The organism is Sporosarcina sp. A2, from assembly GCF_050858885.1.
GTDB lineage: Bacteria > Bacillota > Bacilli > Bacillales_A > Planococcaceae > Sporosarcina.
In genome coordinates this window covers 219,784-244,055 of the sequence record NZ_CP193898.1, presented here as the reverse complement: position 1 = coordinate 244,055, position 24,272 = coordinate 219,784, and the positions used below count along the sequence as shown (strand labels likewise).

Annotated in this window: 14 protein-coding genes; 1 reads left to right on the top strand and 13 read right to left on the bottom strand. The window is 38.8% G+C overall.

Annotated elements, in window-relative coordinates; genetic code table 11:
• Window positions 1–134 precede the first annotated feature (134 nt).
• A complete protein-coding gene (locus ACRPI0_RS01060; protein ID WP_432354218.1) occupies window positions 135–2,507 on the top strand; it encodes a bifunctional diguanylate cyclase/phosphodiesterase in 2,373 nt (790 codons plus the stop codon).
• A gap of 69 nt (window positions 2,508–2,576) precedes the next feature.
• Here the strand turns inward: ACRPI0_RS01060 and ACRPI0_RS01055 are convergent, their stop codons facing one another.
• The 13 genes from ACRPI0_RS01055 to ACRPI0_RS00995 form a co-directional block, all read right to left on the bottom strand.
• Window positions 2,577–3,392 carry an STAS domain-containing protein gene (locus tag ACRPI0_RS01055; protein ID WP_432354217.1) on the bottom strand — a complete coding sequence of 272 codons (816 nt, stop codon included), beginning with the start codon at window positions 3,390–3,392 and terminating at the stop codon, window positions 2,577–2,579.
• Window positions 3,393–3,569: 177 nt separating this feature from the next.
• Entirely contained in the window at window positions 3,570–4,250 is a 681-nt protein-coding gene (locus ACRPI0_RS01050; RefSeq protein ID WP_432354216.1) for a DUF4956 domain-containing protein, read from the bottom strand.
• An 11-nt stretch (window positions 4,251–4,261) separates the two neighbouring features.
• On the bottom strand, window positions 4,262–4,975 hold the full coding sequence (locus ACRPI0_RS01045; RefSeq protein WP_432354215.1) for a polyphosphate polymerase domain-containing protein: 714 nt from the start codon (window positions 4,973–4,975) through the stop codon (window positions 4,262–4,264).
• On the bottom strand, window positions 4,975–8,088 hold the full coding sequence (gene pelG, locus ACRPI0_RS01040; protein WP_432354214.1) for an exopolysaccharide Pel transporter PelG: 3,114 nt from the start codon (window positions 8,086–8,088) through the stop codon (window positions 4,975–4,977). Before pelG ends, ACRPI0_RS01045 begins: the two co-directional genes overlap by 1 nt.
• 2 nt (window positions 8,089–8,090) lie before the next feature.
• The gene (gene pelF / locus ACRPI0_RS01035) at window positions 8,091–9,506 is read right to left on the bottom strand and encodes a GT4 family glycosyltransferase PelF (RefSeq protein ID WP_432354213.1); all 1,416 of its coding nucleotides are present in this window, start codon (window positions 9,504–9,506) and stop codon (window positions 8,091–8,093) included.
• Window position 9,507: 1 nt separating this feature from the next.
• Window positions 9,508–11,340 carry a DUF2194 domain-containing protein gene (locus tag ACRPI0_RS01030; RefSeq protein ID WP_432354212.1) on the bottom strand — a complete coding sequence of 611 codons (1,833 nt, stop codon included), beginning with the start codon at window positions 11,338–11,340 and terminating at the stop codon, window positions 9,508–9,510.
• Window positions 11,330–12,241 carry a hypothetical protein gene (locus ACRPI0_RS01025; RefSeq protein WP_432354211.1) on the bottom strand — a complete coding sequence of 304 codons (912 nt, stop codon included), beginning with the start codon at window positions 12,239–12,241 and terminating at the stop codon, window positions 11,330–11,332. Before ACRPI0_RS01025 ends, ACRPI0_RS01030 begins: the two co-directional genes overlap by 11 nt.
• On the bottom strand, window positions 12,232–14,418 hold the full coding sequence (locus ACRPI0_RS01020; protein WP_432354209.1) for an NAD-dependent epimerase/dehydratase family protein: 2,187 nt from the start codon (window positions 14,416–14,418) through the stop codon (window positions 12,232–12,234). The genes ACRPI0_RS01025 and ACRPI0_RS01020 overlap by 10 nt, the downstream gene beginning before the upstream one ends.
• A 525-nt stretch (window positions 14,419–14,943) precedes the next feature.
• Window positions 14,944–17,700, bottom strand: a complete 2,757-nt coding sequence (locus ACRPI0_RS01015; protein ID WP_432354208.1) for a phosphodiester glycosidase family protein — start codon at window positions 17,698–17,700, stop codon at window positions 14,944–14,946.
• A gap of 136 nt (window positions 17,701–17,836) precedes the next feature.
• On the bottom strand, window positions 17,837–19,294 hold the full coding sequence (locus tag ACRPI0_RS01010) for an O-antigen ligase family protein (protein ID WP_432354207.1): 1,458 nt from the start codon (window positions 19,292–19,294) through the stop codon (window positions 17,837–17,839).
• Window positions 19,295–19,446: 152 nt separating this feature from the next.
• The gene (locus tag ACRPI0_RS01005; RefSeq protein ID WP_432354206.1) at window positions 19,447–21,150 is read right to left on the bottom strand and encodes a DUF4855 domain-containing protein; all 1,704 of its coding nucleotides are present in this window, start codon (window positions 21,148–21,150) and stop codon (window positions 19,447–19,449) included.
• A gap of 109 nt (window positions 21,151–21,259) precedes the next feature.
• Window positions 21,260–22,915: a DUF4855 domain-containing protein gene (locus ACRPI0_RS01000; protein ID WP_432354205.1), complete on the bottom strand. Its 1,656-nt coding sequence runs from the start codon at window positions 22,913–22,915 to the stop codon at window positions 21,260–21,262.
• 271 nt (window positions 22,916–23,186) lie between these two features.
• Window positions 23,187–24,002: a tryptophan-rich sensory protein gene (locus ACRPI0_RS00995; RefSeq protein ID WP_432354204.1), complete on the bottom strand. Its 816-nt coding sequence runs from the start codon at window positions 24,000–24,002 to the stop codon at window positions 23,187–23,189.
• Window positions 24,003–24,272: the final 270 nt, after the last annotated feature.

Genomic DNA, 24,272 nt, shown 5'->3' with positions numbered 1-24,272 from the left:
GATTGGCTTTTTTTGCGGTCAATTTAGTTATTCGTTTAACATTCTCAAGTTACAAACGTTACCTATTAATTGTTTTACACATTGTTTTCTTCAAGCTTTCAGTTGCAAACCGATACTATAGGTAGTGAATGGGGTTGAAATTATTGGAACACACACACGGAGTAGGTATGTTTGCACAGCACAATACGTATTTCGTTTTACTCTCTTATTTAATTGCTACAATTTCCGCTTACGCTTCTATTGACTTAGCGCAACGGATTTCCTATACATCAATAAAACGAAAACTCACTTGGTTAATAGCTGGAGGTGCATCTCTCGGGATTGGGATATGGTCCATGCACTTCATCGCAATGCTAGCATTTCATTTCCCTCCAGGAGTTCACTACGATATTACACTCGTCATCCTTTCAGTTTTCATCGCAATCACTGGTTGCTTTCTCGGATTCAGCATTATTTCAACAGATATAACGAGCACTCCTCGATTCATCAGTTCTGGCGTAATTATGGGGATTGGGATTGTAATCATGCATTATATTGGTATAGAAGCAGTACAACCCGTTGAAATCACATACGACAAGACACTCGTATTGTTATCCATAGTTATTGCAATCGGTGCTTCGTTGACTGCTTTGTGGCTCGGTTTTCGTTCACCTTTTTCCAAGAACTCGATGTCGCGGCTCGTCAAGTTTCTGTTTTCATTAGTTATGGCAGTTGCAATAACGGGCATGCACTATACCGGAATGGCTGCGACTCAATTCACTTTTTTGGAGGATTCTATTGACACTGCAACTACAACATTAGATCCCTCCGTTCTCGCATGGATTATTGCAGGAGTCACACTTATCGTCTTTTCATTCTTTTTCTTCTCACTTGTATTCGATAAACTTTGGCGTAGACAAGAGATTTTGCAACATACTCTCTTAAACTCATCAGCAGATGGAATTGCAATTAGCGATATGAACGGAAAACTAGTCCATGTAAATCCTGCCTTTACCGCATTGTTTAACGTGGATTCTAGCGCCCTCTCTTTCAACAACTTGAGACAGTACCATCCACTGCTTACTGAATCTGTTGAACCTTACAAAGAACTTCTTTTAGAATTACCAGACAGCACATTAGAAGTGCGGCGAAACCCGATTACTACAGAATTATCAGGGCATTCGTTATGGATGTTCAGTAATGTCACAGAACAATTGCAATCGCGTGCTCATATCGAACAGCTCGCTTTTCATGACACATTAACCGGACTTGCCAATCGACATAAACTAGATTCAGAACTCACCTTGCGTACGTCAACAAACGATGAAGTAGGTTGTATTTTTTTAAATGTAGACCGACTCAGATATGTTAATGAATCACTAAGTTTACAAGCGGGTGATGCGTTACTCAAAAAAATTGGAAGTTTCTTAAAGTCGACCCTCGGACCTAATGACTTGCTAGCACGCGTCGCTGGTGATGAATTCATCATTTTAACTTCTGACAAAACTATGAGCGAAATAGCATCGCGCGCTGACGATTGTGTCACGGCTATTCGTGAGAAGACATTCACCGTAAATGGCGTACATCTTAACGTATCCCTTAGTGCAGGTATTAGTTCTTATCCATCTCAAGCAAGTTCTGGAGATGAGTTGTTAAGATTCGCAAATCTCGCAATGTTAGTGTCTAAGAACAATGGTAAAAACCAATTCACCCAATTCACACTCGATATATACAATGAAAACCGTCGCGTTTTAGACATTGAAGAAGCGCTAATCTCGGCAATAGACAAAGGTGAATTACACTTGGTCTACCAACCAAAAGTTTCAATGGTTACTGGAGAAACTATTGGAGTAGAAGCATTGTTGAGATGGATCCATCCTACATTAGGATTTATATCTCCTGTTGAGTTCATCCCTATCGGAGAAGAAAAAGGGATGATTGGAAAAATTGGTGATTGGGTCCTCCAAAAAGCTTGTACTCAGTGGGTTGCGTGGCATGAAATAGGATGCCCGCCAGTGATGATGGCTGTGAATGTTTCACCTTTGCAACTTTCAAGCGATGATTTCCTCCCGAATATACTAAGAACAGCAGAAGAAACAGGAATGGATATTACTTGCTTGGAGCTCGAAATTACTGAGACTGCTTCACTTGCATTTGAATCCGCAATCTTAAACAAATTAGAAACGCTTCGATCACTTGGCGTCCAAATTTCGCTAGACGACTTTGGTACAGGTTACTCCTCTTTTAGTCTATTAAAAGAGTTGCCGATTAATATGTTGAAAATTGATAAAATCTTCTTAGAGGACTTACGGCAAGGAACAGGCCAAGAGGCTATCGTTCGCTCTATTATTCAACTTGGACATAACTTAGGGTTAGACGTACTAGCTGAAGGGGTAGAATCTCTTGAAGAAGCCACTTGGCTCCAATCAGAAGGCTGTGATGTCGTTCAAGGTTATTTTTACTATCGACCACAGCCTCCAGAAAATATTCCACATATCTTGAGCCAGTCAGCTATGATTCCCGTATAGCACCCTTCAAAACGAAAAAAGCCAATCGCTTTATATAAGCGCAATTGGCTTTTTTCATTTAACAATAGACTATTGAAGTCGTTCTAAGGCTTGTTTAACTGTTCCAAAATATCCTTTACTCGTAAGTTCACTTCCTGAATTCACAATGGTTTGTGCAAGTTCTGGACGCAATCCTGTGATGAAGACTTCGATTCCCATTAGACCTAGAGCATTTTCTATTTGTTGCAGTGAACGAGCAACATATTCATCAATCGACCATAAACCGGAAAAGTCAGCGATAACTGTATCGACATGTAGTTCTGCTATTTTAGGGAGAATTGTCTCCATGATTGCCGCGACCCGATCATCTGTAATTTTCCCAACGAACGGCAATATGACAATACCATCTTGCACAGGCACAAGTGGGGCCGATAGTTTAACCAACTCACGCTCTGTTTCTTCACGACCTTTTTCAGTCATTTGCTCAAACGCAAAGAATGTTTCATTCAAACTAATATCTAACATACTATTAATACGTTTACTAGTTACTACATATACACTCAAAGGTGCTTCAAGTTCGATACAAATTTCATGAAGAACATCTGCAAATACGTCTCGAGTTACCGGATAACGATTTGCGATGATGGAAATCCGTTCTCCTTTTTTCACTTGCATGGCAGCGTTGTTGTAACTCCACTCTAATAACCGATCTGGTGTCGCCAAATCATCTTGGCTTAATGATTTTGATAAATAAAACCACAGTTCTTGATATGTATGCAGCGCTTGTTCTTTTTCATATTCACTAGGGGCTACTGTAAATTTCAAGCAAACACGATCTACCACTTCTTGTGCAAGCTTTTCTTTGTGTTGCTTTACATATTCTACAAAGATTTCTACTGATTCCATCCCCCAAACACCTCATTTAGTTAGTTGAAATCAGTATACATCAACCATTTACAAGATAGCTAACTTTTGTAATCTGATTCCTCTCATGGAGTATATGAGTCTAGCTGTGCTTCATATAAAAAACGCATAGGTGAACTTTATTAATTCTCCATGCGCCATTACAGCTTCTCTATGAAATCATTGTGCATAATCACCCGTATAGTTGATTAGTGAGACTTCCGTGACCCCTTCAATGTCGTTTAACTTTTTCATAAAAGATGTATTGTCGTCACGAAGACTCAGTTCGTATGTGAGCTCTGTATACCCTTTCCTAATATTTTTAGATTTTAAAGAAGTCGTCATCTTCCTTAACTCATTTCGTAAAGGATCAGTCGCTTCTTCCGTATGACGAATGATCAATAAGTACGCATGTTTACGAACTTTTCGTTTCGAAAGGAAAGCGAGCACTCCGCCAATGAATAGTGAACCTATGATTGCTAATGGGTACATCTTTGCACCCGAAGTAATTCCCGCAGAAATCGCCCAAAACATATAAACAATATCGAGTGGATCCTTGACCGCCGTCCGGAATCGCACAATACTTAATGCCCCAACCATTCCTAGGGATAATACAATATTAGTACTAATAGTCATAATAATCATAGTAGTAATGAGCGTCATTAGCACAAATGAGATGTTATAGTTATAGCTATATACAACACCTCTGAAATATCGTCGATACACCCAAAATATGAACATCCCAATCGCAAATGCGCAAGTAAATCCAAATAGCATATCGATATAAGAAACAGATTTAAATGCCTCTAAGTTAATAACACTCTTTTTGATTATTTTATCGAAAGTGAATATCTCATCCACACTGACTCACCTCACTGTTTAAAATGAAGCATTCCTGCTTCTTTACAAATTACAAATTTCGAAATAGCCGAACGTGCGAATCGGTTAACCTGCAACAACCTCTGAACTTGTACAGGCAAGAATTCGTCGAACTTTACTTCAAGTACTGTTTGTTCCACAGGAAGTACCTCTTCTAGAATTAAACTTTCACTGAATAGATCTGTTGAATTCACCCCTGCTGCCAGTCGTTTGTCGAATGTAATTCGCACGTTTCCTGGCCCATAAATATAAGCTTCTCTTGTATAATCTGTAATTGCAGATGGCCTGAAATTCCGATAAGCAAGGGCATGGTGAAAATCATCTAATAAAGGGTAGCCCGTTTGATAGAGAGATTCGAAGGAACCCTTAAGGATGTCTTCATATTGCAACTTTGTTAATGGCACAGATTCCTTATGGATATAACTTCCGTACTTACTTTTCCTTTCCAATTTAATGACTGCATCCGATTCGTTATAGACTCGTATTCGGTACTTTTCTCGATTAAAAATACCGTCATTTTTATCGTAAAGCGAATGCGCATGCATCCCATCAAAGTAGAGACTTCTAATTCCATAGCCCTCATCTGTTAGCGAATGCTTATCCAATTCTAGCATCGCTGATGTTTTGGAACGTAGCGAGATATATTCATGCAGGTGTAGATAAAATTTCAGTTCATTTCTCACCTTTTTATTTTCAAAGTACATCATTATTGCACCTCCAATCGTAGGACACCATAGTAAGAGACCTCTTCTGTATCTGTAAATACATCGAAGGATGTTTGAGTATTACCTTGACTATCCCTTGCCGTGACCCGCCAGTAATAATAGCCATTAGGAGGTCTTTTTATAACGATTTGATTATTTAAGACTCCTGATTCTGTGTGTATGACCTGTTTGAAAAGAGGATCTTTTGCAACATCAACATCATAGAATAGATCATCATTTTGCAAGTCAAATGATAATTGCCAGTTAAAGACAAGTTGAGTTTCTTCTACTAAAGGTTCAAACATATAAAACGGCTTTGGTTTTTCAAGATCTTTAATATACCTTTCCATAGACCTACTAGGAACTTCTTGAAACTGCTTCAAAGCAGCATCATAATCTTCTATTTTTATTGGCAAAAACTTAATGTCTGGATTTCTACTAATCAAAGGCTTGACGTTAGGTTGATACAAACTCAATTGCTTTTCAACTTCTTTTGAATTAACTATTCCTTCCAATTCCTTCAGTTTAGCAGTCAACTGATTGACGTGTTTCTCAGTCTGGAAATAGCGCTTATGTAAAACGGACACCCAGTACTGACTAATTCCGGCTTGGTACGGATGAATACTGTTATTGATTCGTTGCAGCTCCCATCCATCATCATAATCCCAAGGCAAAAAGTACCACATTTCAGAATTAAGAGGTGAATACAAGTAAAAGTTACTTGAATTGGCATCAGTGTTATCCATTAGGATATTGACAGCTGTCCACGTTAGAAAGTTGTCTAAATCAAAATGCTTATCCATAATCTCTTCAATCGGAATCTGAGTATTATTTACATCGTCAAGCATTGCAAGTAGTTTGGTGTGGTCTTTTCTACCTTTAGCTTCAAATATCAATTCGAATTGTTCCTCATTATACTCAGGATCATCGATCAGCTTCAGCTGATTTGGATATCGTTCAAACTCGAAGAAATTAGCTTTATACAAATATCCATTCGGATCTAGTAAATGCGCTTTCAAGAAACGCTTATTCGGTTGTTCTATATGTGTGTAAAGTCCATAATCTTCGTAAGTTTCATTAAAACTATTCACAGTCATATCTTTCACATATAGATGCACAAACTGAGTTCTCAAGCTGGTGAGATTCGGAATCTTTTCCATTAAGTCAAAACTCAACTTATTGCGAACTCTTGAATGATCATTCCAATGTTTAATAAGGTTCAAAGTAGTCTGATCGTTCCAGGTACCCAAACCATCCTCAAGTTTGATTTTATAGGACTTTTGAGGATCAGTTCTTGTTGAATTTCCACGCAAGCGTATTGTTGCATTCGGCTCAGTTGCACCACTACCAAACATTCCTGAAAGTGGACCTTTGCCATCATCTATTCCTTCTGAAACCGTTATGGAAAGACTAGCCTTAGAATCCCTATCAGTCTGTCGATTCAATCCGTACCAATCTATAGATTCATTATCTGGATGTTTCTCCGGCCATACTGTTATGTACAATGCCTTTACCGAATCATCCACATCACGCTCATACAACCTTTTGTCTTCTTCTAGCGATTGATTGACAACGGGTGTTTCTATTGATGATTCGTCCAGTTTTTTAGTTGTAGGAGCTTCTATGCTTTCCTTCGGAGTACATCCACAAAGAAGGATTACCAAGAAAATCACTAACTTCCCACCAACGCCTTTCCACTTCATCGCAGAATTCTTCTTTTTCACACTTAGCTTCGACTCACCCGCGGAACGCGATGAGAACGTATAATAACTAATGTTTTTCAATATATATAGGACACGGGCAAATACGGCAGCTAGCGCTAAGAATGATGCTGTAAACATCCCTAGACCATCTAGGGATCTAATCATTGTCAATTGTGTTATCACAGATATCAATACAACATATAGCAAACTAAGCCAAAATACTCCTTTTACATCATCGAAGTACATGAGGGTATGCAACATGACAAACATTAGGATGAAGAAATAAAAGCCTAATACAAGAATGATATACAAATCTAGCTGCTCCATCGTAAATCCTATCTTCGGAAAGACAATCAAACCGATTGCGATTGATAATGCTGAAAACATAACCTGTACTTCCGCTAAAAAGCTTAGACCAAAGAGTAGCGATTGTTGCATCTCTTTCTTGGCCTTATTCAACTTTTTGTATGAAGCACCTTTTGTTACTCCGTTATAATAAACTCGAAACTTTTCATAAAACGAAGTTTCCACTGTGACTACAAATAAGACAAGCGTAGGGATGACAGATAAATATGCATAAAATACAGGAACATCATAATATGGGTAGACTCTAAAGACATCCGCTACTACAAACGCATCCTCCCGCGCCCAATATACAAAGTTCTGTAGATAGACGCCTGCATATACAAAAATTCCAGAGAAAAATAATAGACTATACCATTTTCCATTCTCTATGAATGGAAAATATTTATGTTCTCCACTTTTCGTAAAGAAGTGGTTGAAGTGAATCAGAGTTAAAAAGATAATCACACCAAATCCCACAACACATCCTATTAACACGGATTCTAACGGTTTTATCAAACTACTGTAAACAAACGCCCATCCAACTACTAAAGCCATGACAATTCCGTAGGCAAAGTGGCGGAAAATACGCACATAATCTTTCATAGCTGATAAGTAGACGTTTTGGATCCATATAATTATCATTTGAACAAATAAGAGATAAACTGCGATTTTATAGGTAATAGATGCATCTGCATTCATTAAAAATAGAATCCCTAAAATTGCTCCTACTGGAATTATAACCAGTAATGCACCGTAAAAAGAATCTAAGAAGTTATCGTACTTTTGTTCATAAAGTCGATCGGCTAAATATCTAGTCAAGATGATGCTGATTCCACTAGTTAGTATTATTGAAAAGATGAAGATGTAGGTCATAGTAACAATGAACAGTTCAACCTCAAGGTATGTAGCATTTCCATATCGCATCATCGCCTTCATAGTAAATACAAGTAGAATACTTAGTAGCATTGGGCCTACTGTTAATATAGTTGAAAAAGCATAGCCTTTTGTATTTTGAATAATCCCTTCTTCTTTTAATAATCTCCTAAGTTCAAATCCTATTCCAGCCATTTTCAATTACCTCCAATGGTTTCATAGATTTCCCTATAGCTAGCTATAAATTTGTCTTTTCGGTAATCTCGTGAAACACGATGGAATCCATTCCCCCCCATCACTTTGCGCATTGTTGAGTTTCCGCATAATTTCAAAAGAGCTTTTGCAATTTGTTCTGTATGCATAACAGCGGTAACAATACCTGCTGGACCAATATCGTCAAAAGGCTGCCCCTCCATTAACTCCTTACAACTGCCTACATTGGTTACGACAAAAGGCTTTTTCGCTGCCATGCCCTCCAATATCGCTAAAGGCTGGCCTTCACTAATACTCGTAAGAAGTAAAATGTCTAGTTTAGGTAGCCAATCCTGTACAGACACCATCCCCGTGAAATAGACTCGCTGAAGGTTCAACCTATCACAAAGAGCAAGACACTCTTCGTAGTATTCAGGGTTCTCATCTGTCGGTCCCATAATGTATAGGTGGACATTTTGCATCTCTCTCTCTACTAATGCAAAGCTTTGAATCATTGTTTTAATATCTTTGATTGGTACAACTCGGACAATAGCACCGATCCTAATTTGATCAGCCTCTGACTCTTCCATTGCAATCATCTTACCGGAAGTTTCAATACCATTAGGTACGATTCTGATTTTCCCAGCTGAACAACCGAGCTCAATTTCTATTTCTCTATTCCGTTCAAATAACGTAATAACCTGGTCCGCATAGGTATATGCTGCCGCTGAAAGTGTATAAAAGTATCTAATCCATAGGTCTTTAAAATGGCCTTCAACCCACTCCGCTTTTATAATTTCTTCTTCTCGTTCTCTTGAGTAAATTCCATGTTCTGTTAACAATAGTGGCTTGCCATATAGTTCTTTTGCAAGCGCTCCAATTACACCTGCATACCCTGTCGAAACAGCGTGATAGACATCAGCTTCCGGTAGCTCAGTACGAGTTGCTAGTAATAGTGGCAATATCATTGAATTGACGGTCCAGAACAATTCAGTAAATGGAACAGTGGGGTACGATTCTCTTGCGAATTCTTCAATGATGTCAAAATAATCCTTACTCGACAAAAAATCCATAGGCGCCTGTAAATTGTCCGAACGTAGTAACTTGAAAAGATAATCCCATTGTAATGACTGGCTTCCTTTTAGAAACTCAGATAGTGTTTCGAATTCCTCTGGAGAAAATGAGTATCTTTTTCCCCACTTAGTTTTCTCACCGCGATGTGCATCTAGGAAGATTTCATGGACTTCAACTATGTTGGGAGGCAACTCACATTTGAACTTCCCTTTTTGTTTCGACTCTGCACCAATAGCGAAAATAATGAATTCGTGTTCAGGCATTTCTGTGACTAAACTTGTAATCCAACTAGAAACTCCTCCGGTTACATAGGGGAACGATCCTTCCGCAATCAAACATATTCGCATATCAATGGCCTCCTAACATTATTTCAAAGTCGGTTGACCCTACTTTTACTAAATAGGCCTTCTCATCGATTTTATCCACATCACAATTGTTCGTTGAAGTTATTTTCTTATCTGTCCTTAGCATGAAATAGAGTTCTTCCAACGTCTTTTGCACAGTACCTGTGACACGATCATCCTCTACATTCAAACTAATCTCACTACTCAAAGCGGAAGCAAGTTCTAAACTCGCTTCTGTTGATGTGAACGGTCGTAGCCACGGATAGGTTGTTGAAACACGCTTTAAGTCTTTCTTAAATAACGCATATGTCTCTTCCCACGTCCGGTTATTTGAACGATCTTGACTAATGACATCATCAGGGTGAATGAACTTGGAATACACACCAATAGATGTAATTGCGTTTGCTTCAGCCCAACGGTCAAATTCTCGTTCTTCATACCCTGAAGAAATTCTCGGCATTTCAATTACATTATCTTTTGCAACTTCAAATTCTTGGACATATGCAGCCTTTGTTGCATCTTCCGCGTAAAGGGAGGAAATTACAGTAAGTTCCGGCCACACTTTCTTAAGTACCGACCTTCCTTCTTTTGATAATACATTTGAAGGGGGGACGTAAGAAGTGAGTGTATAATTCGGAAATGCACTTTTAGTATAGGTAATTGCCTCCTGGATTGACTGCCCCATCTCTTTTGCTGATTTCCAGGCGTTATATTCAAATTGGTTAGAAAGCGACTGATCACTTGTTAAGGACTGATGATTGTACCCGTGAAGCCCCAATTCTCCACCACTCCTAATAATCTCTCTACCATAGGCTATTACGTTCGGACGATCCGCATCAGCTGGGAACTCAAACGGTGCTTCCACTTCGTCTGTATACGTTTCAATTAATACACCTGTATAAGTAATGTCATAGCGCTCAGCAGCAGACAGCATATCTGGCCACCAAATATTTTTATAGAAACCACTTAAATCTTGTCTATATTCCTTATAAATTAAAGGATTTCTACCTTTTGCAACAGGCGCAGGAAAATCATCAATGAAGAAGACCTTCGAGTTAAAAATCGGGTAAATAAATACAGGTTCCACCATGCCAATGGCCCCGGCTATCACCCCTCTGTTGACCTTTTCAGTCAACATCGTTCCATTTACCACCATTATATTCCCTTCGCCATAAGCGACTTGCCACATAAGCGGGACGCTATCATGACTTTCTATCAGCAATTCGGTATTATCATCTAAAGCAACAGACAAGGATGAGTTATGGATGAAATCTCCACCCGTGTCTAAATTGTTTTCGCCAATCAACACGTTCTGCATCAAATGAATACCGTTCGTTTCAAGTTGTTGATCAAATGAAGTAATTCCCATATTCCGATAAAGCTGTTCAAACTCGGTGTCTGGCTCTAACGTATTTAAAAACAGCCAATACCCACCATTTTCAATGTAAGCCGCGATTGAATCAGCATCTCCACCGAACCCCATACTATCTGCTGTAAATAATACAGAATGGCAGTCTCGAAATTGATCGTTCGTACCATCTAACCGTATTTCTTTCGTTTGTTTTTTCATATAGTGAAGTGTCTTTAAGCTGTTATCTTTTATAGCCACACTTGGTAAATCATCCGGATTATAAGCGATGCAGTAAATCGGAGATTTAGCACCATTTTCCTCGCTCTGCTGGATATTTTCATGGAGCAACAGATCTTTCATGCTTAACAATTCATTATTATGAAGAGTTTTCAAAACAAACTGCGAGCGTCCAATTTGAAATAAAATACCTGCAAGAAGTACCGCAGTGACCGCAACATATAGACTTTTTGTGACATTAGGAGACATCTACTCTATTTCCTCTCGACCAGTATCTTATAATAGACAAGGCCTCATTTGTAAGTACTGCATTGCTTCGCTTCAACTCAAGAATAGTTTGTTGCAAACGGCTATAGGCCCGCATGTCTACGTATAATTCAATTTGAAGTAAATAAGGTTCCTCTTCATTAGGAGCATAGGCTTTATAAGAAAAACCTGTCTGTTCAGCTTCACTATATTGTTCTGTAAGCATTTCAGTCCGCATCTTTTCTTGGAAAGAGTTGTGTTTGTCTTCAGAGGAATACTCAAGAATATGACTGTGGATAGCAATACTTTGCATCAGATTGGCTCGAAGGGTCGCAGGATCTAAATAGCCACTTGCAGCATAATTTTTTAGCACTACGGCATAGGCAGATGCCGTTTCGATATCTTCAGGGGTATCGTTGTGTGCTGCAGATAGTTCCTGTAAAGCATTGGATAATTTCCGTTTGACTTCCGTTATAGCACTAACTGCGTAGTGGCTTGTTTCTGTATCTTCATTTTGAACCGCTAAATGAAGCGATTCTATATACTGCAGTGAGTCTCCTTTTAAAACGTCAATCATTACTCTTCTTCTCGTAAAGTGATCATTCACCACTAATGCTTCCTGAATCGGAATCACTTTAAGTTCATCATGTATACTAATTGAATCGATATCCTCAAGAGTACTAGATAATATATCTGCATCCAGCTGGTTCATATGGTGTTTAAGACTTTCTTCTTCCGTTCTTTTCGAAGCAACTTCAGCAAGAACGAATAGTAGCCCTATTAGCGGAAGGACAGCTGCTATTATTACGTAGACGTGCATTCTTTCTCTTAACCTTTGTTTTAGAATAAAAATCACAATGGTAGATATGAGAAAATAGAGGAAATAGAATAATACTAATTCCATATCAATTCCTCATTTCTGACGACTGAAGCAGCTATCCGGCTCTTAGATAGTCGTGCAATTACTAGCTCACCGTCCGTTTCAGAAGAGTTGGAGAGTAGCAGGAGTATGCGGCCATTTTCTTGTAGGAATAAGTAGTCGTGATCCCGCAGTAATGGACTTATTAGATCTGCAAGTTCCAACGGTGAACCTTCTGCTTCGTCACATTCCAACAGAACGTATGGTAATTGGCCCATTTCTTGCGCATGTTGTTTACTTTCCATAATCTCTTGAAATGCTTCTCTTCTCAGAATTCTACTATGTGGCAAGTAACGGTTGTTTTCTTTGAGCTCCGTAAGCGTATACGCTCTAGACAGCGCAGATTCCGTCATTTCCACTGCAACTTTGAATAGGTTTTCATGATATAGTGAAAAGCTTTTTGCTTCCATATCCTCTATTATCAAAATCGCAAACAGTTGCCCATTGTGTCGTAAAGGTGCCGCCATGACTGGCTCATCTTCTAGTAATTCTCGATTGACAAATAGGGGGGATCCTTCAATAATTTCTTCAATGTACCTGTGTTCCTCAGATCGGATTGACTTGACACAACGTTCTTCAAGCTGGCCACTTCGTGCGGTAAGTCTTAAGTAAGTTAAATTCTCGTTGAATCGGTAAAGTGAGACCCGCTTGGCATTCATAATTGATTGGATAACAGCTACCGTACTTAAAAATACTTTTTCAGGTTCTGACCCATCTAATTGTTTACTAATGCTATGGACAATACCGAAACTATCCTCACTATTTTTTATACGGACTTGCAATTCATCCTTCACATCACGCATATCCTCAAAAACTTCTTGTAGTTTACGATAACTACTTCCTAATTCAATGAGTGATTTCTTCTGTTCTTCAATTACTTTGATTTTCCGTTCTACCGCATATCCTACTGCAAGACCGACAAAAAGAAAGATGACAGACTGAAGTAAGAAACTAGAATCATAGAGTATCGTGATGGGGTCTCCACCTTCTGCAAACTTCCGAATAGTTAGTACTCCCACAGAGAGACCAGCCGCAATAATCGATTGCCTTTTCCCATAAATAACGCCCATAATAGTGATATATAAAATAGCACCTATCATGAGAAACTCCCATGTCCTGTCGAATGAAGAGAAGAATAGTGCGTTCAGCAATAGGAATATAGCGATATTCTCAATGTAAGGAACGACCCGCTTCCAACCGGGTTTATTCTTTTCTTTACGAACCGCCTTGACTTCAGTTGGCTGGGTGGTCCTATTTTTGGTCTCCTCGTATGTCAGTGAAAGCCCTTCTTGTATTCCATAAATAGGCGACCAGTCTAATTCTTCTTTCACTTTACCGTTTGCTAAGCATGAGTTTCGTATATCACCTTCACGGGAATCCCTGAAATAAACGTCAATCCCGGCATGGATAGCTTCCAACTGGTCAATCACTTCGCGGACGCTCGTTTTAGTTTGAGAAGAAACATTATAAACCCCTGTAATGGATGGAGCACATAATGCCCGAAAAATAGCGTCTGTCAAATCTTTAACAAATAGGAAGTCTCTAGTTTGAAATCCGTCTCCGTATACTTCGAGTTGCTTATTCATCATAATCTTCTCAATAAAATTCATAATTACACTTCCGTCACCCTCGCTATTTTGACGGGGTCCATACACATTCGAGAACCTAAAGGAAACTGTTTCCAATCCGTATAGCTCGTTCCATTGGTTACAATAGTACTCACCGAGCCACTTACTAATACCGTATGGAGAAACCGGATTTCCTCCCTGCTCTTCCAGCAATGGTAACTGGTCATTCTCACCGTAAACAGCTGCAGAAGATGCAAAAATAAACTTTTTCACATTATACTTACGTGCGAGTGTAAGCATGTTCACGAGTCCAACAATATTGGATTCTGCGTCATTGCGTGGATTTTCTAGGGATTTCTTAACACTTACTTGAGCCGCAAGGTGGATAACCGCATCAAACTTCTCAGATTTAAACACATTCTCACATTCAGGATCTTCAACATCCAAAACATATCCCTTATGACGTATCTTCACATTCCCCACTTTCCCTGAAGATAAGTTATCGATGATGTAAACTTTAATCCCTTCTTGATACAGTCGATCCACCAAATGAGAACCTATGAAACCGTAACCTCCTGTAACGAGAACTTTCATAGAAACATCTCCTTACCAACATAATGTTGACTCTTCACACCTATTTCCCCTTTTATTTCATTACTCCTGAATCCAATTACTTATATCCACATCTTTTTTCTGTATTTTTTACAATTAAATAGCATATATTATATACATATTACCCAACCAGTCTAACTATTGCAAATGCCTTTTTGTTTAATATTGTAATTTGTTTGGATTCTTTGTAAAATTAGCACGAAAAAACGCTTTGCATAGGCAAAGCGTTCAAAACTATATACAGGATATGCTCGATATCCATGATATTAGTCTACTAGACTAATATATAATTGCCCTTTAAGAGATACTAGAAGGTAAAGCACCTATTCCATATACATATACGCACAGAATGGATATTTGAACTTAAAAGCATAAAAAACCCGCAAAGAGTGCATGCTCTTTGCAGGTTTTTATAGCGTCAACCAAACTTAATAGCTTTCTTCATATGTTATGAAGGACTTTTCTACATTGTTAGTGTATCATAATTTACCGAAATCTCAAATACTATTACTTGATTAATAGAGTTTTATAGAGAAATACCGAAAAGTCTGCACGGTTAATATTTTGAGAGGGTCCAAACTTACCTTGTCCGATCCCATTCGTAATATTATTAAATGCTAGAGAATTAATTGCATCGTGTGCAAAGGACCCTTTCGAATCTACAAAGTACTCTTTATCACCAACAGGTAAAGAAAATCCACGTTTTAGAATTGCTGCCATTTCTGCTCGCGTCAATTTCCCATTCGGATCGAATCGTTTTCCTTTGTCTTTACCATTAATGATTCCAGCATTTGCAGCTGCTGCGACTTCTTTATAGAATCCCATACTCGATTTCATATCTTCAAATCCAGGATCAACAACATTGTCTAGTGATAACCCAAGTGCTCTAGTTAATAGAATAGCTGCCTGCTGGCGTGTTAACTCATCATAAGGACCGAACTTCCCATTAGAATAACCTGCAATTATACCATCAGTTACAAGAGCAGAGATTTCATTTTCTGCACGGAAATTCAAGCTCGTGTCTTTAAACAATGCTTCTCGATACTCAGAATCGTAAGCTGCTTTAACATCGTCTACTATAATTGTTCCGGAAGTTTTTTTCCCTGAAGGCTGTGCAATATAGATTTGTTCAAGTGAGATTTGTCCAGTAACATTTTCCGGAACTTTTGCAGTTACGAAATTCCATCCGACCCATTTTAGTCCACGCTCTGGTGTAAAGTCGATGGTATGCTCTGTTCCAGAAGAGTCTTTAATTTTCCCTCTCAACCAGGAATGACTTCCATCCCCATAAACTCTCGCTGTAAGTAGGGCTGGATTGCCTTCCACTAACTTCGCATCACTTGCATTCAAATATGCAGCAGAAGTTCCCGTTTTCCCTATAAAATCATAGTTGATCTTTATAGCTGCATCTCCCTCGAAAGGATAATCCGTTTCACCTGTTTGCTGTAACGTTGCGGTTCCATTTACAGCTGAAGCATTCCACCCTGTGAGCGTCTCCATTTTATCTATACTTGTAGCAGACGTAGTTCCTACTGACACAGTTGCTTTAACAACTTTACCGCCGAGTTCTGCTGTAATCATTCCCGTCCCACTATTCGCAGTAAATTCGCCTGCATTAGTAATTGTACCAACGGAACCTTCCACTCCCCATTTAATAAGCGCAGGATCATAAATGACAACTCGGTTTTGGCTATCGAAGGCTTTTAGTGTTAGTTTTCTTGTTTCACCTTTTTTTAACTTCAAATCGCTTTCTGACAGTTCAATTTTAGAAATTTTATCGACTACATCCAATTTCAACTGTCCATTGCCTTGTCCCGTTTCTGATTTCAACGTTAGAGTATCTTGACCAGCTTTTACAGCAGTAAATGCGAGTCCGTTCGTTTCCACAGTACCGTTTACTGAGTTAAGGATGAACTTTTCTTTAGCAATCGATACAGGATTATAGAATTGATCCATCACATAATCGATAACCACTGACCCTTTTGTCCCTTTCAGATAGACGCCTTCTTTTACAATATGAGCTCCAATATCTGCTATTTTCCCTACAGGTGCAGTTGAAACTGCTAGTAAGGATGTCGAAACTCTTCTTTCTGATTGATCGGAAGGACGGTTGTATAGCGATACTTGCTGATCACCTGGTTTCCGGACAGCCATCGTTGTCGACCCTCCACCATCAAGATTCAATGCTTGATAAGCCCCTATTGATACTAAGTGCTCTGCAAGTTGTTTCATATTCATGCCTTTACTGTAGCCGGGTTGACGACCATCAACCGTAACCATAAATACTTTGGTACCCGTCTTGTCAATTGCAACGGCAGTACGAGGTGCTAGCTCTCTTGCCTTATCACTCGACAGATCCATTCCGACATTTACTTTGCCATCTTTCACAAGCTCCGGCCCTGAAGTGAGCATGAAGGATGCATCTTCCCATGGCGCATCTACCGCCGCTGAAATTTCAATTTCAGCTCCTACTGGAATTGTTCGCAAACTCACTTCCGCTTCACCATGTCCAGAGAGTACAAAACCATTTCTCGGAATAACTGAAGACTCCTTATCCCCACGTGTCCGGACCTTCTTGACAACGCCCTTAAGTGTTTCCCCAAGTTGGATTTCAGTGTCTCCAGTCAAACTTTCCAATACAACTTCTACTCCTAAATCATTTGTTTCAGTAGTAGGTTTAGGATAAATTGGTGTATACAAAATCATATTATCTGTCGAACGATGCTTGTCCGTACTAGTTATTGCAATTTTCTTCCCTTGATATGTAAAGTGGATATCCAAATCGTACGGTGCAATCTTCCCTTTACCTGATTTATCGACACCAAACGCTATTGGTTTGTTTACAAATTGATCATTTCCAGTAGCGATAATCCCTGCATTTATTAATTGATTTCGATATGAAATTAAATACATTGGGAGATAGCCCTGATCTCCTCCCCAGAAAAAGGATCCATTGATTGCACCTGCCACTTGTTGACCTGGCGAATTATATGCTTTTGCCTGATCAGTCGTCCGAAGTAATTTATTAAGTGGTTTTGGATAAGAGACGTCTACCGTAGTGTATGGATCAGTTAAATCTACAGTTATATTTCTCATAGCTTGACTCTCCCCATACCGCACTTCATTTACATACTTATAGTCCACGCCTTTCGAAATTTTCTCATTCTGGCTCTCGGCATTTGCAATGGAAGTTGGTAAAACTAGCATGACCCCTACTATGGCAGCTACTAGTTTTTTAGATTGTATCGACGTCTTAAAAGTCATTTCAGCCCTCCGCTATCTTTGTAATACTTTTATTATAAAAGAGTTAAACATAAATGTCCTATTAATCTATGTAATTCGTTCGAAATGACTAAAAAAACCGTTAGTCGGAAGTACTTTCCCAACTAACGGTTTTTTTCTATTTTTCTTGATTTTCGAGTGGTTTCAGACAAGCTAGGAAGCCTGCCAAAATAATATAAAAGTACATTGTAAAAGTCTTGTCTTCCCAGATATTGTAGATGAATCCACACCAGTAAATACCGATCATTGCCGATAGTAACGGTATAGCAAGTGGATTATCATGCCGGTGTTTCCAAAACAACACTAGAATTCCTAGCAAGAATACTGCAAAGAGGAGCACGCCTGCTATTCCTGTTTGAGCAATAATTTGGATATACTGGTTATCAGAGTAAATATCCACTTCTATATCATAGTCCTTATAGATAGGTGAACCAAATGATTTAGCTGAAGAGTCCCCAAACGTTGCAAAACCTGATCCTATGAGAGGATAATCTTTAAACACGTCAAAGCCCTTGTAGACAACGTATAGTCTGCCTGTCGTCAAACTTTTTTCAAATGTGTTCGCATTAAATGTCTCTTTAATACGAGTCTTTTCGACTGCAAATCCACCCTCATCTTCAGCTGGACCTGTTCGTTCAATTTCACCGACTTTTGTATTGCTCTTCACCCATTGTGCACTATATGTAGCAGGGAGAGCGACGAGAACAAAGCCAATTGCGATTACAGCTGCAATTTTCAATATGAATTTCCAATTAAACGTCAATAAGAAGTAGACCCCTAAACCAATAGCGAAGGCAATCCATGTACCCCGACTGTATGTCAGAATCCAGACTCCCGCAGTCACAACTAAAACAACCGTTAGGAAAATACGTACTGCTGTATTTTTCGACATTTTTCTTAAATAGTAAGTTAAAAGTGCGGAAATCGTTAGATATACCGCCAATACATTAGGATTGTTAAGCAAGCCATAGATCCGACTACTATTATTTGGTGATAATTGTCGGTTCACCCATAACTCTGGCATCCACTGTGAACGGACTGAAACCTTTTCTACGAGACCTTGAATTAATACAAGTACAACAACTGCAACAGTCATGTACATGAAATTAAGCATGTCCCTTTTTGTAATTTCCAATCGCTTAACAATATACAATAGCAAAAATGTTATTGCAAAAGCACGGAGTTGGAAGATAATCGCATTCATCCCTATATCATTTAGTAATGCTGAAAGGGCACCAACTAATAGGAAACCAAGAAACGCCCACTCGTATACAGCAAACTTAAAAAGAGAGGCTATATTCTTTCTTGAATTCCACAAGACTCTTAAAAAGACAAAGACAATAATTACGTCACCTACAAGTTTTAATGCAGGATTCACTGTAATTAAAAACGATCGCAACGGATAATACATGAGTAAAAACAAAATACCTTGTTTAGGTAGGAAAAATGCTGCTAGTGCAAGAATTAAAGTAAAGACATATGCCAGTATTGCATTTGGCAGCAGAAGAGCTATTACTAATAGAACCGCTCCGAGAATCGGCAAAGCGAAGTCTACTTTTTTAGATATAAAATTCATGAGCTAAACCCTTTCTATTCTTCATTCGGCATTTATTATAGCACAGCTTCTAGTAGAAGATTAGTTATTTTTCTATTCGTATACAGAAGACGTAGCAACTATCTAAAAGTTTCAAAAAGGCTCTGCATGCAAAACAACATGCAGAGCCTCGTTTACTTCGGATTAAAAAATGTTGTATTTAGTTGGTTATACCATTGTTTGTAAACAGGATGATCCAACGTATTCATGCGTTCTACCATATTCACGCCTTGGTAAAACATCATGCCTTTTTCATCTAATCCATATCTTTTTGCAAAATCCATGTACAAGTCAAAAGCCTCGACACCTTCATTTGACGCCACTTGTCCCATTCCATAAGAATCTATTTCAATTGTTATACCTGTGCCATAGATTTGGGCATTCAAAAATGCTTGATGGAGACGCTCCTCTTTATTCTTAATACTTGTCCTAAACGCATTCGGTTGTAGGAAAGCACCGTCAAATCCGTACTCTCTCCACTTATGAAAGTTTGTAGAAAGTGCGTGTGGTGAATAAATAAAATACTTTTTATGCGGTTTCAACATACTTGAGATGGAAGAAATAAGAATTTCGTCTTCACTTGTCCGAACAGTTTCACTCACCCAATAAAACCCTTTAAGTCGAATATTACTATAGCCTTCACGCTCAAAACGTTTCAATGTCTCTTTTACATACCAACTAGCCAGATCATAACGCGGATAAAGACCTGTACCAAGATCTCTTCCATCTAATGAGAGGATGGACTCATCACGCTTTGGATATGGAATGGAAATATAAGTATCTACAACACGCCCATTAGTTTTTGCAGCACTATCTAAATTACGAAGGGCTCCATCTGGAGAAAATGTTCTATCCATATAGTTTTGCCAATCTTCATAGTTTGCATGATTCGATGTACTATCAGTAAACATATTCCCTTCAGCATTGTAACGTAATCCGAGTATGACGAACGTATCGAACATTTCTCTATGGATACCATCTCCGATATCACTCGCTAAATAATTGTTAAAGAACTCCGGAGTGAAGGTTTCTTTTTCTTTCACACCATTATAGATAAGTACACCGCTATTTAATCCCGTTTTATCAGCAGACCCAATCGTTTGAGCATACTCTACAAACTTATTACTCTTAGGATGAATCGTTCCTCCAGGATAAGAATTCACCATTTCGAGTGCATCTTCAACTGACGTTTCTGTCGCGACTACTTCACCTTGACTCTTCACTTCGTATGCAACAGGTTTCGAGTAAACACGCGCTATGAAAGCACTGAACTGTGCACGTGTTACAAATTCCTCCGGCCGGAATGTACCATCCTTATAACCGGTAGTCACATCATGATACGCAATTGCATCAATATATGAATAATATTCATCAGACTCAAGTACATCGCTGAATGAGGAACGACCTTTTCCATTATAGTCATAAGCTGTTGCAATCATTTTGGACATTTCATCCCGAGTTAGAAGTGCGTATGGTTCAAACTTGTTGTCTCGTAAGCTTAACCACTCCTTCTCCACTGCGGTCACTATTTGTGAATACCCTGGAGAGTTCGGGTTTATGTCTTCCAACTCAATAGGAGTTTGTAATATAGAAGGTGCATCAATTGCTCTTGTCATCATGATTGCAGCATCTTTTCTTGTAATTCCTACTCCAGCTCTAAAAGTTCCGTCCGTATATCCATTCACTACGCCATGAGAAGAAATAAAACCAATATCCTCGTATGCCCAGTATGTATGTGGAACGTCTTTAAACAAAGCAGCTTGTGTATTTTTGGCGTTTGTAAACAGAAACATAGAGAACACCGTCAAAACCATAAACAGTGTTACAATTCTTTTCATCCTTAAAAAACCTCCAGTAATTAACTTAAGTAATACTTTCCATTACTACTAATAATTAAGTATACACCATTATTTTACTAATCCAACGTGAATTTTCACAGAATTTCTTTTAGTTCATGAAGTCCCCCAATTCCGTATACGCATTTTTATAAGATACCGGTTTCCACGTGCTCATTCTATATACCATTTCGGTTTGCTGATAAAGTAAAAAGCTTTTTCCTTTTAGACCATACATTTCCGCAAACTCCAAATACGTGTGAAAATTTTTCACACCGACATCTATTTGGTGTGGAGAATAATTATCAATTTCCAGTGTGATTCCACTTCCTTTAATCTGAGCTTCTAAAAAGGCTTTATGCAATCTAGCTGCTGGATCACCTAGTTGTAAACGGAACGTATTCGGTTGCAAATACGCACCATCAAACCCATAGTACTTCCAGTTTTCAAAATTCGTTGTGCGCGCATGTGGAGCATAGATGAACTTTCTACCACGTTTATGGATTACTGAGGAAGTATCTGTTACCAGCTGTTCATCTTCTGCATGGATAACAGTTTCGTTGATCCAATAGTATCCTTTTAAATTGATATTTTCATACTTCGCTTGCTTCCATTTGCTTTCAATCTCGCTTATATACCAGTTAACTAATTGTGTACGCGCGCTTAATGTATTTGTGATGTTTTTACCAGTTAAATCCTTAATTGCCCCTGTTCGTTTTGGATACGGTATCCCTATATAGACTGAGGCAGTTCTATTTTCTTCCAAAGCAGCCGCGTTTAACGGCTTTAGAGGGCCGGTAGCAGAGAATAGTTTATCGGAATACCATTTCCAATCGCTATAATCCGCTTTGTTTTTAGCCGTTTCTTGGAATTCTCCTCCAGGATATTGTCGTGCCACTACTACAAATGTATCAAAATAGGCTCGATTACCATCCGTTAAGTATGGCTTATAAAACTGCTCGTCAAATGCTGTTTTTTCGAGTCCACTGTATATAAGTGCTCCGCTTTTTATTCCGGTGTCAGTCATGGCTGCTGGCTGTTGGTTATACTTCATTAGTGAATTACTATTAGGGTGAACAGTGGCACCGGTTTGTTTCACTGCGTAAGTTATCGCTTCGTTTTCTGCTGTAAAGCTCGCTAAAGTTTTACCGTTCTTTTTAACGCTGTAAGACAAGGGTCGATCGTAAACTCTCTTTAAGAATGTTGAAAATTGAGCGCGATTTACTGAAACGGTTGGCTTAAATGTCTTATCGGCATATCCTGTTGTAATTCCATTTTCCGCAAGTGCGTCTACATATTTATAATAGGAATTAGAAGATGGGACATCTTTAAATGAGGATTTGTTCTTTCCTTTGTAATTATAAGCAATCACGAGGGCTTTCGACATCTCCTCTCTTGTAAGCGAAGAGTCAGGTTTAAAACGATTCCCTGAAATTGTTAACATCCCTCTATTCGCAACGGTCATCATTTCCTGGTAACCTCCCATCGAGGCTTTCAGGTCTGACGGTCGAACAGTGGGTGCAGAAGTTGGCGGTAGATTCATAGCACGAACAATCATGACAGAAGCATCTTTTCTCGATAAGATGTTTGTCGGTTTAAATTGTCCGTTGGAGTAACCTTTGATAACTTTTTTATCAGTTAAAAAACGTATCTCATCATGGGCCCAGTGCGTTTTAGAAACATCACTAAAGGACGCACCCTTGGCCTGTACTGGCAGAGTAATGACTAGAAATGCACTTAAGCAAATCACCAGAATTTTAATCTTCAATGTATGTATTCTCCCTCGAACAGCTTTTATATGACTATACTACCACTACTTAATATATCAAACAACGTAATATAGTAATACCTTCCGTAAGTTTCGACACGAATCAGTAATTCATTAGACCCTTTAACTGGACAATAAAAAGCCCTAGAAATAATAACATTTCTAGGGCTTAATAATTTTCATGCACACTCTCTTGTAGTTTTCTGCATGTTCTTTTAGTAATAGCCATGTCAATAAAACACATTAAAAGGAAATTTCATCGTTTTAATCCTTATCGCTTTCCATATTGCACACGTTTTTTCGGCCGTTTAACTAGAACCCATAAACTAAGAATAGCGAGTAATAGAATACAGAGCGATACAGTCATGACTACCCCAGGATACGCATTATTCCATCCTTCAGGTGATACATGTTTATTATAAATTCCAATATACGCCCAAATGAGGACAAATCCATATGACGCAATCCAATTTTTCAACAATGTAGCAATACCGATTGCCGTTCCAACAAGGAGTATGATCACTGTCCAAGTGGAATCGGATAGTCCAAAACCATTCCAATCAATTGACACTAAATACGCGGTGATATTCGCGATGGTCGCAACTGTGATCCATCCGAAATAAATACTAAATGGTAGTCGGATGAAAAACTTCTCCTTGAACGACAGATTGGCTTTCACCGTCATTCCGTTAATAATGATTAGGCTAACCAATATAATTAGCATCAACACAATAGATAACTCAAGCTTTCCATAATGCCAAGTTATAATCCACAGCGCATTTGCCACAGATGAAAGAGAAAAATACACTGCGATTTTTCGAACGAGCTGCGTCACTTCCGAACGCTCACCTGATCTGAAAAAACCGACTTGGTAAATTACATGAAACGCAAGCAACACATAAATAAGTCCCCAAATCGCAAATGTATATCCAGCTGGTGCAAATAGATTGCTATAGGAATCCGACACTTCCCCCGTCGTCATCCCATTTAGCGGCAGTGCATTCGCCAAGTAATTCATCACAATCATGGCGAGATATGTAACGAGCACCACAATACTCATCTTCCCAAACTTTTTCTGTCGTCCCACTTGTACACCCCTCTTTTAGACAGACATCACTACTTAGTCTATTCCTTAAGTCGTTCTGTTTAAAACTCATTTGCTCCTACTGTCTTCATTTGCCCGCCTCGCATACTTCAGCTACGCACAAATTATACAGACAATTTCCTTTCTCTATTACAACAAATTTCAACACATTTTTCAAAGAAAGCACTAGCATTCTTCTCTAAACAAGCGAAGCGCTACAAATTAAGCCCTTCACGTGGTTGAATTGTAGGCTGATGCCCATAACTTCTCCGA

What these genes read in the sequence shown, in the direction of transcription:
- ACRPI0_RS01020 (WP_432354209.1), bottom strand. Translation starts at nt 14,418, where the DNA reads ATGAAAGTTCTCGTTACAGGAGGTTACGGTTTCATAGGTTCTCATTTG.
- pelF (WP_432354213.1), bottom strand. Translation starts at nt 9,506, where the DNA reads ATGCGAATATGTTTGATTGCGGAAGGATCGTTCCCCTATGTAACCGGA.
- ACRPI0_RS01030 (WP_432354212.1), bottom strand. Translation starts at nt 11,340, where the DNA reads ATGTCTCCTAATGTCACAAAAAGTCTATATGTTGCGGTCACTGCGGTA.
- ACRPI0_RS01015 (WP_432354208.1), bottom strand. Translation starts at nt 17,700, where the DNA reads ATGACTTTTAAGACGTCGATACAATCTAAAAAACTAGTAGCTGCCATA.
- ACRPI0_RS01055 (WP_432354217.1), bottom strand. Translation starts at nt 3,392, where the DNA reads ATGGAATCAGTAGAAATCTTTGTAGAATATGTAAAGCAACACAAAGAA.
- ACRPI0_RS01005 (WP_432354206.1), bottom strand. Translation starts at nt 21,150, where the DNA reads ATGAAAAGAATTGTAACACTGTTTATGGTTTTGACGGTGTTCTCTATG.
- ACRPI0_RS01025 (WP_432354211.1), bottom strand. Translation starts at nt 12,241, where the DNA reads ATGGAATTAGTATTATTCTATTTCCTCTATTTTCTCATATCTACCATT.
- pelG (WP_432354214.1), bottom strand. Translation starts at nt 8,088, where the DNA reads ATGGCTGGAATAGGATTTGAACTTAGGAGATTATTAAAAGAAGAAGGG.
- ACRPI0_RS01010 (WP_432354207.1), bottom strand. Translation starts at nt 19,294, where the DNA reads ATGAATTTTATATCTAAAAAAGTAGACTTCGCTTTGCCGATTCTCGGA.
- ACRPI0_RS01045 (WP_432354215.1), bottom strand. Translation starts at nt 4,975, where the DNA reads ATGATGTACTTTGAAAATAAAAAGGTGAGAAATGAACTGAAATTTTAT.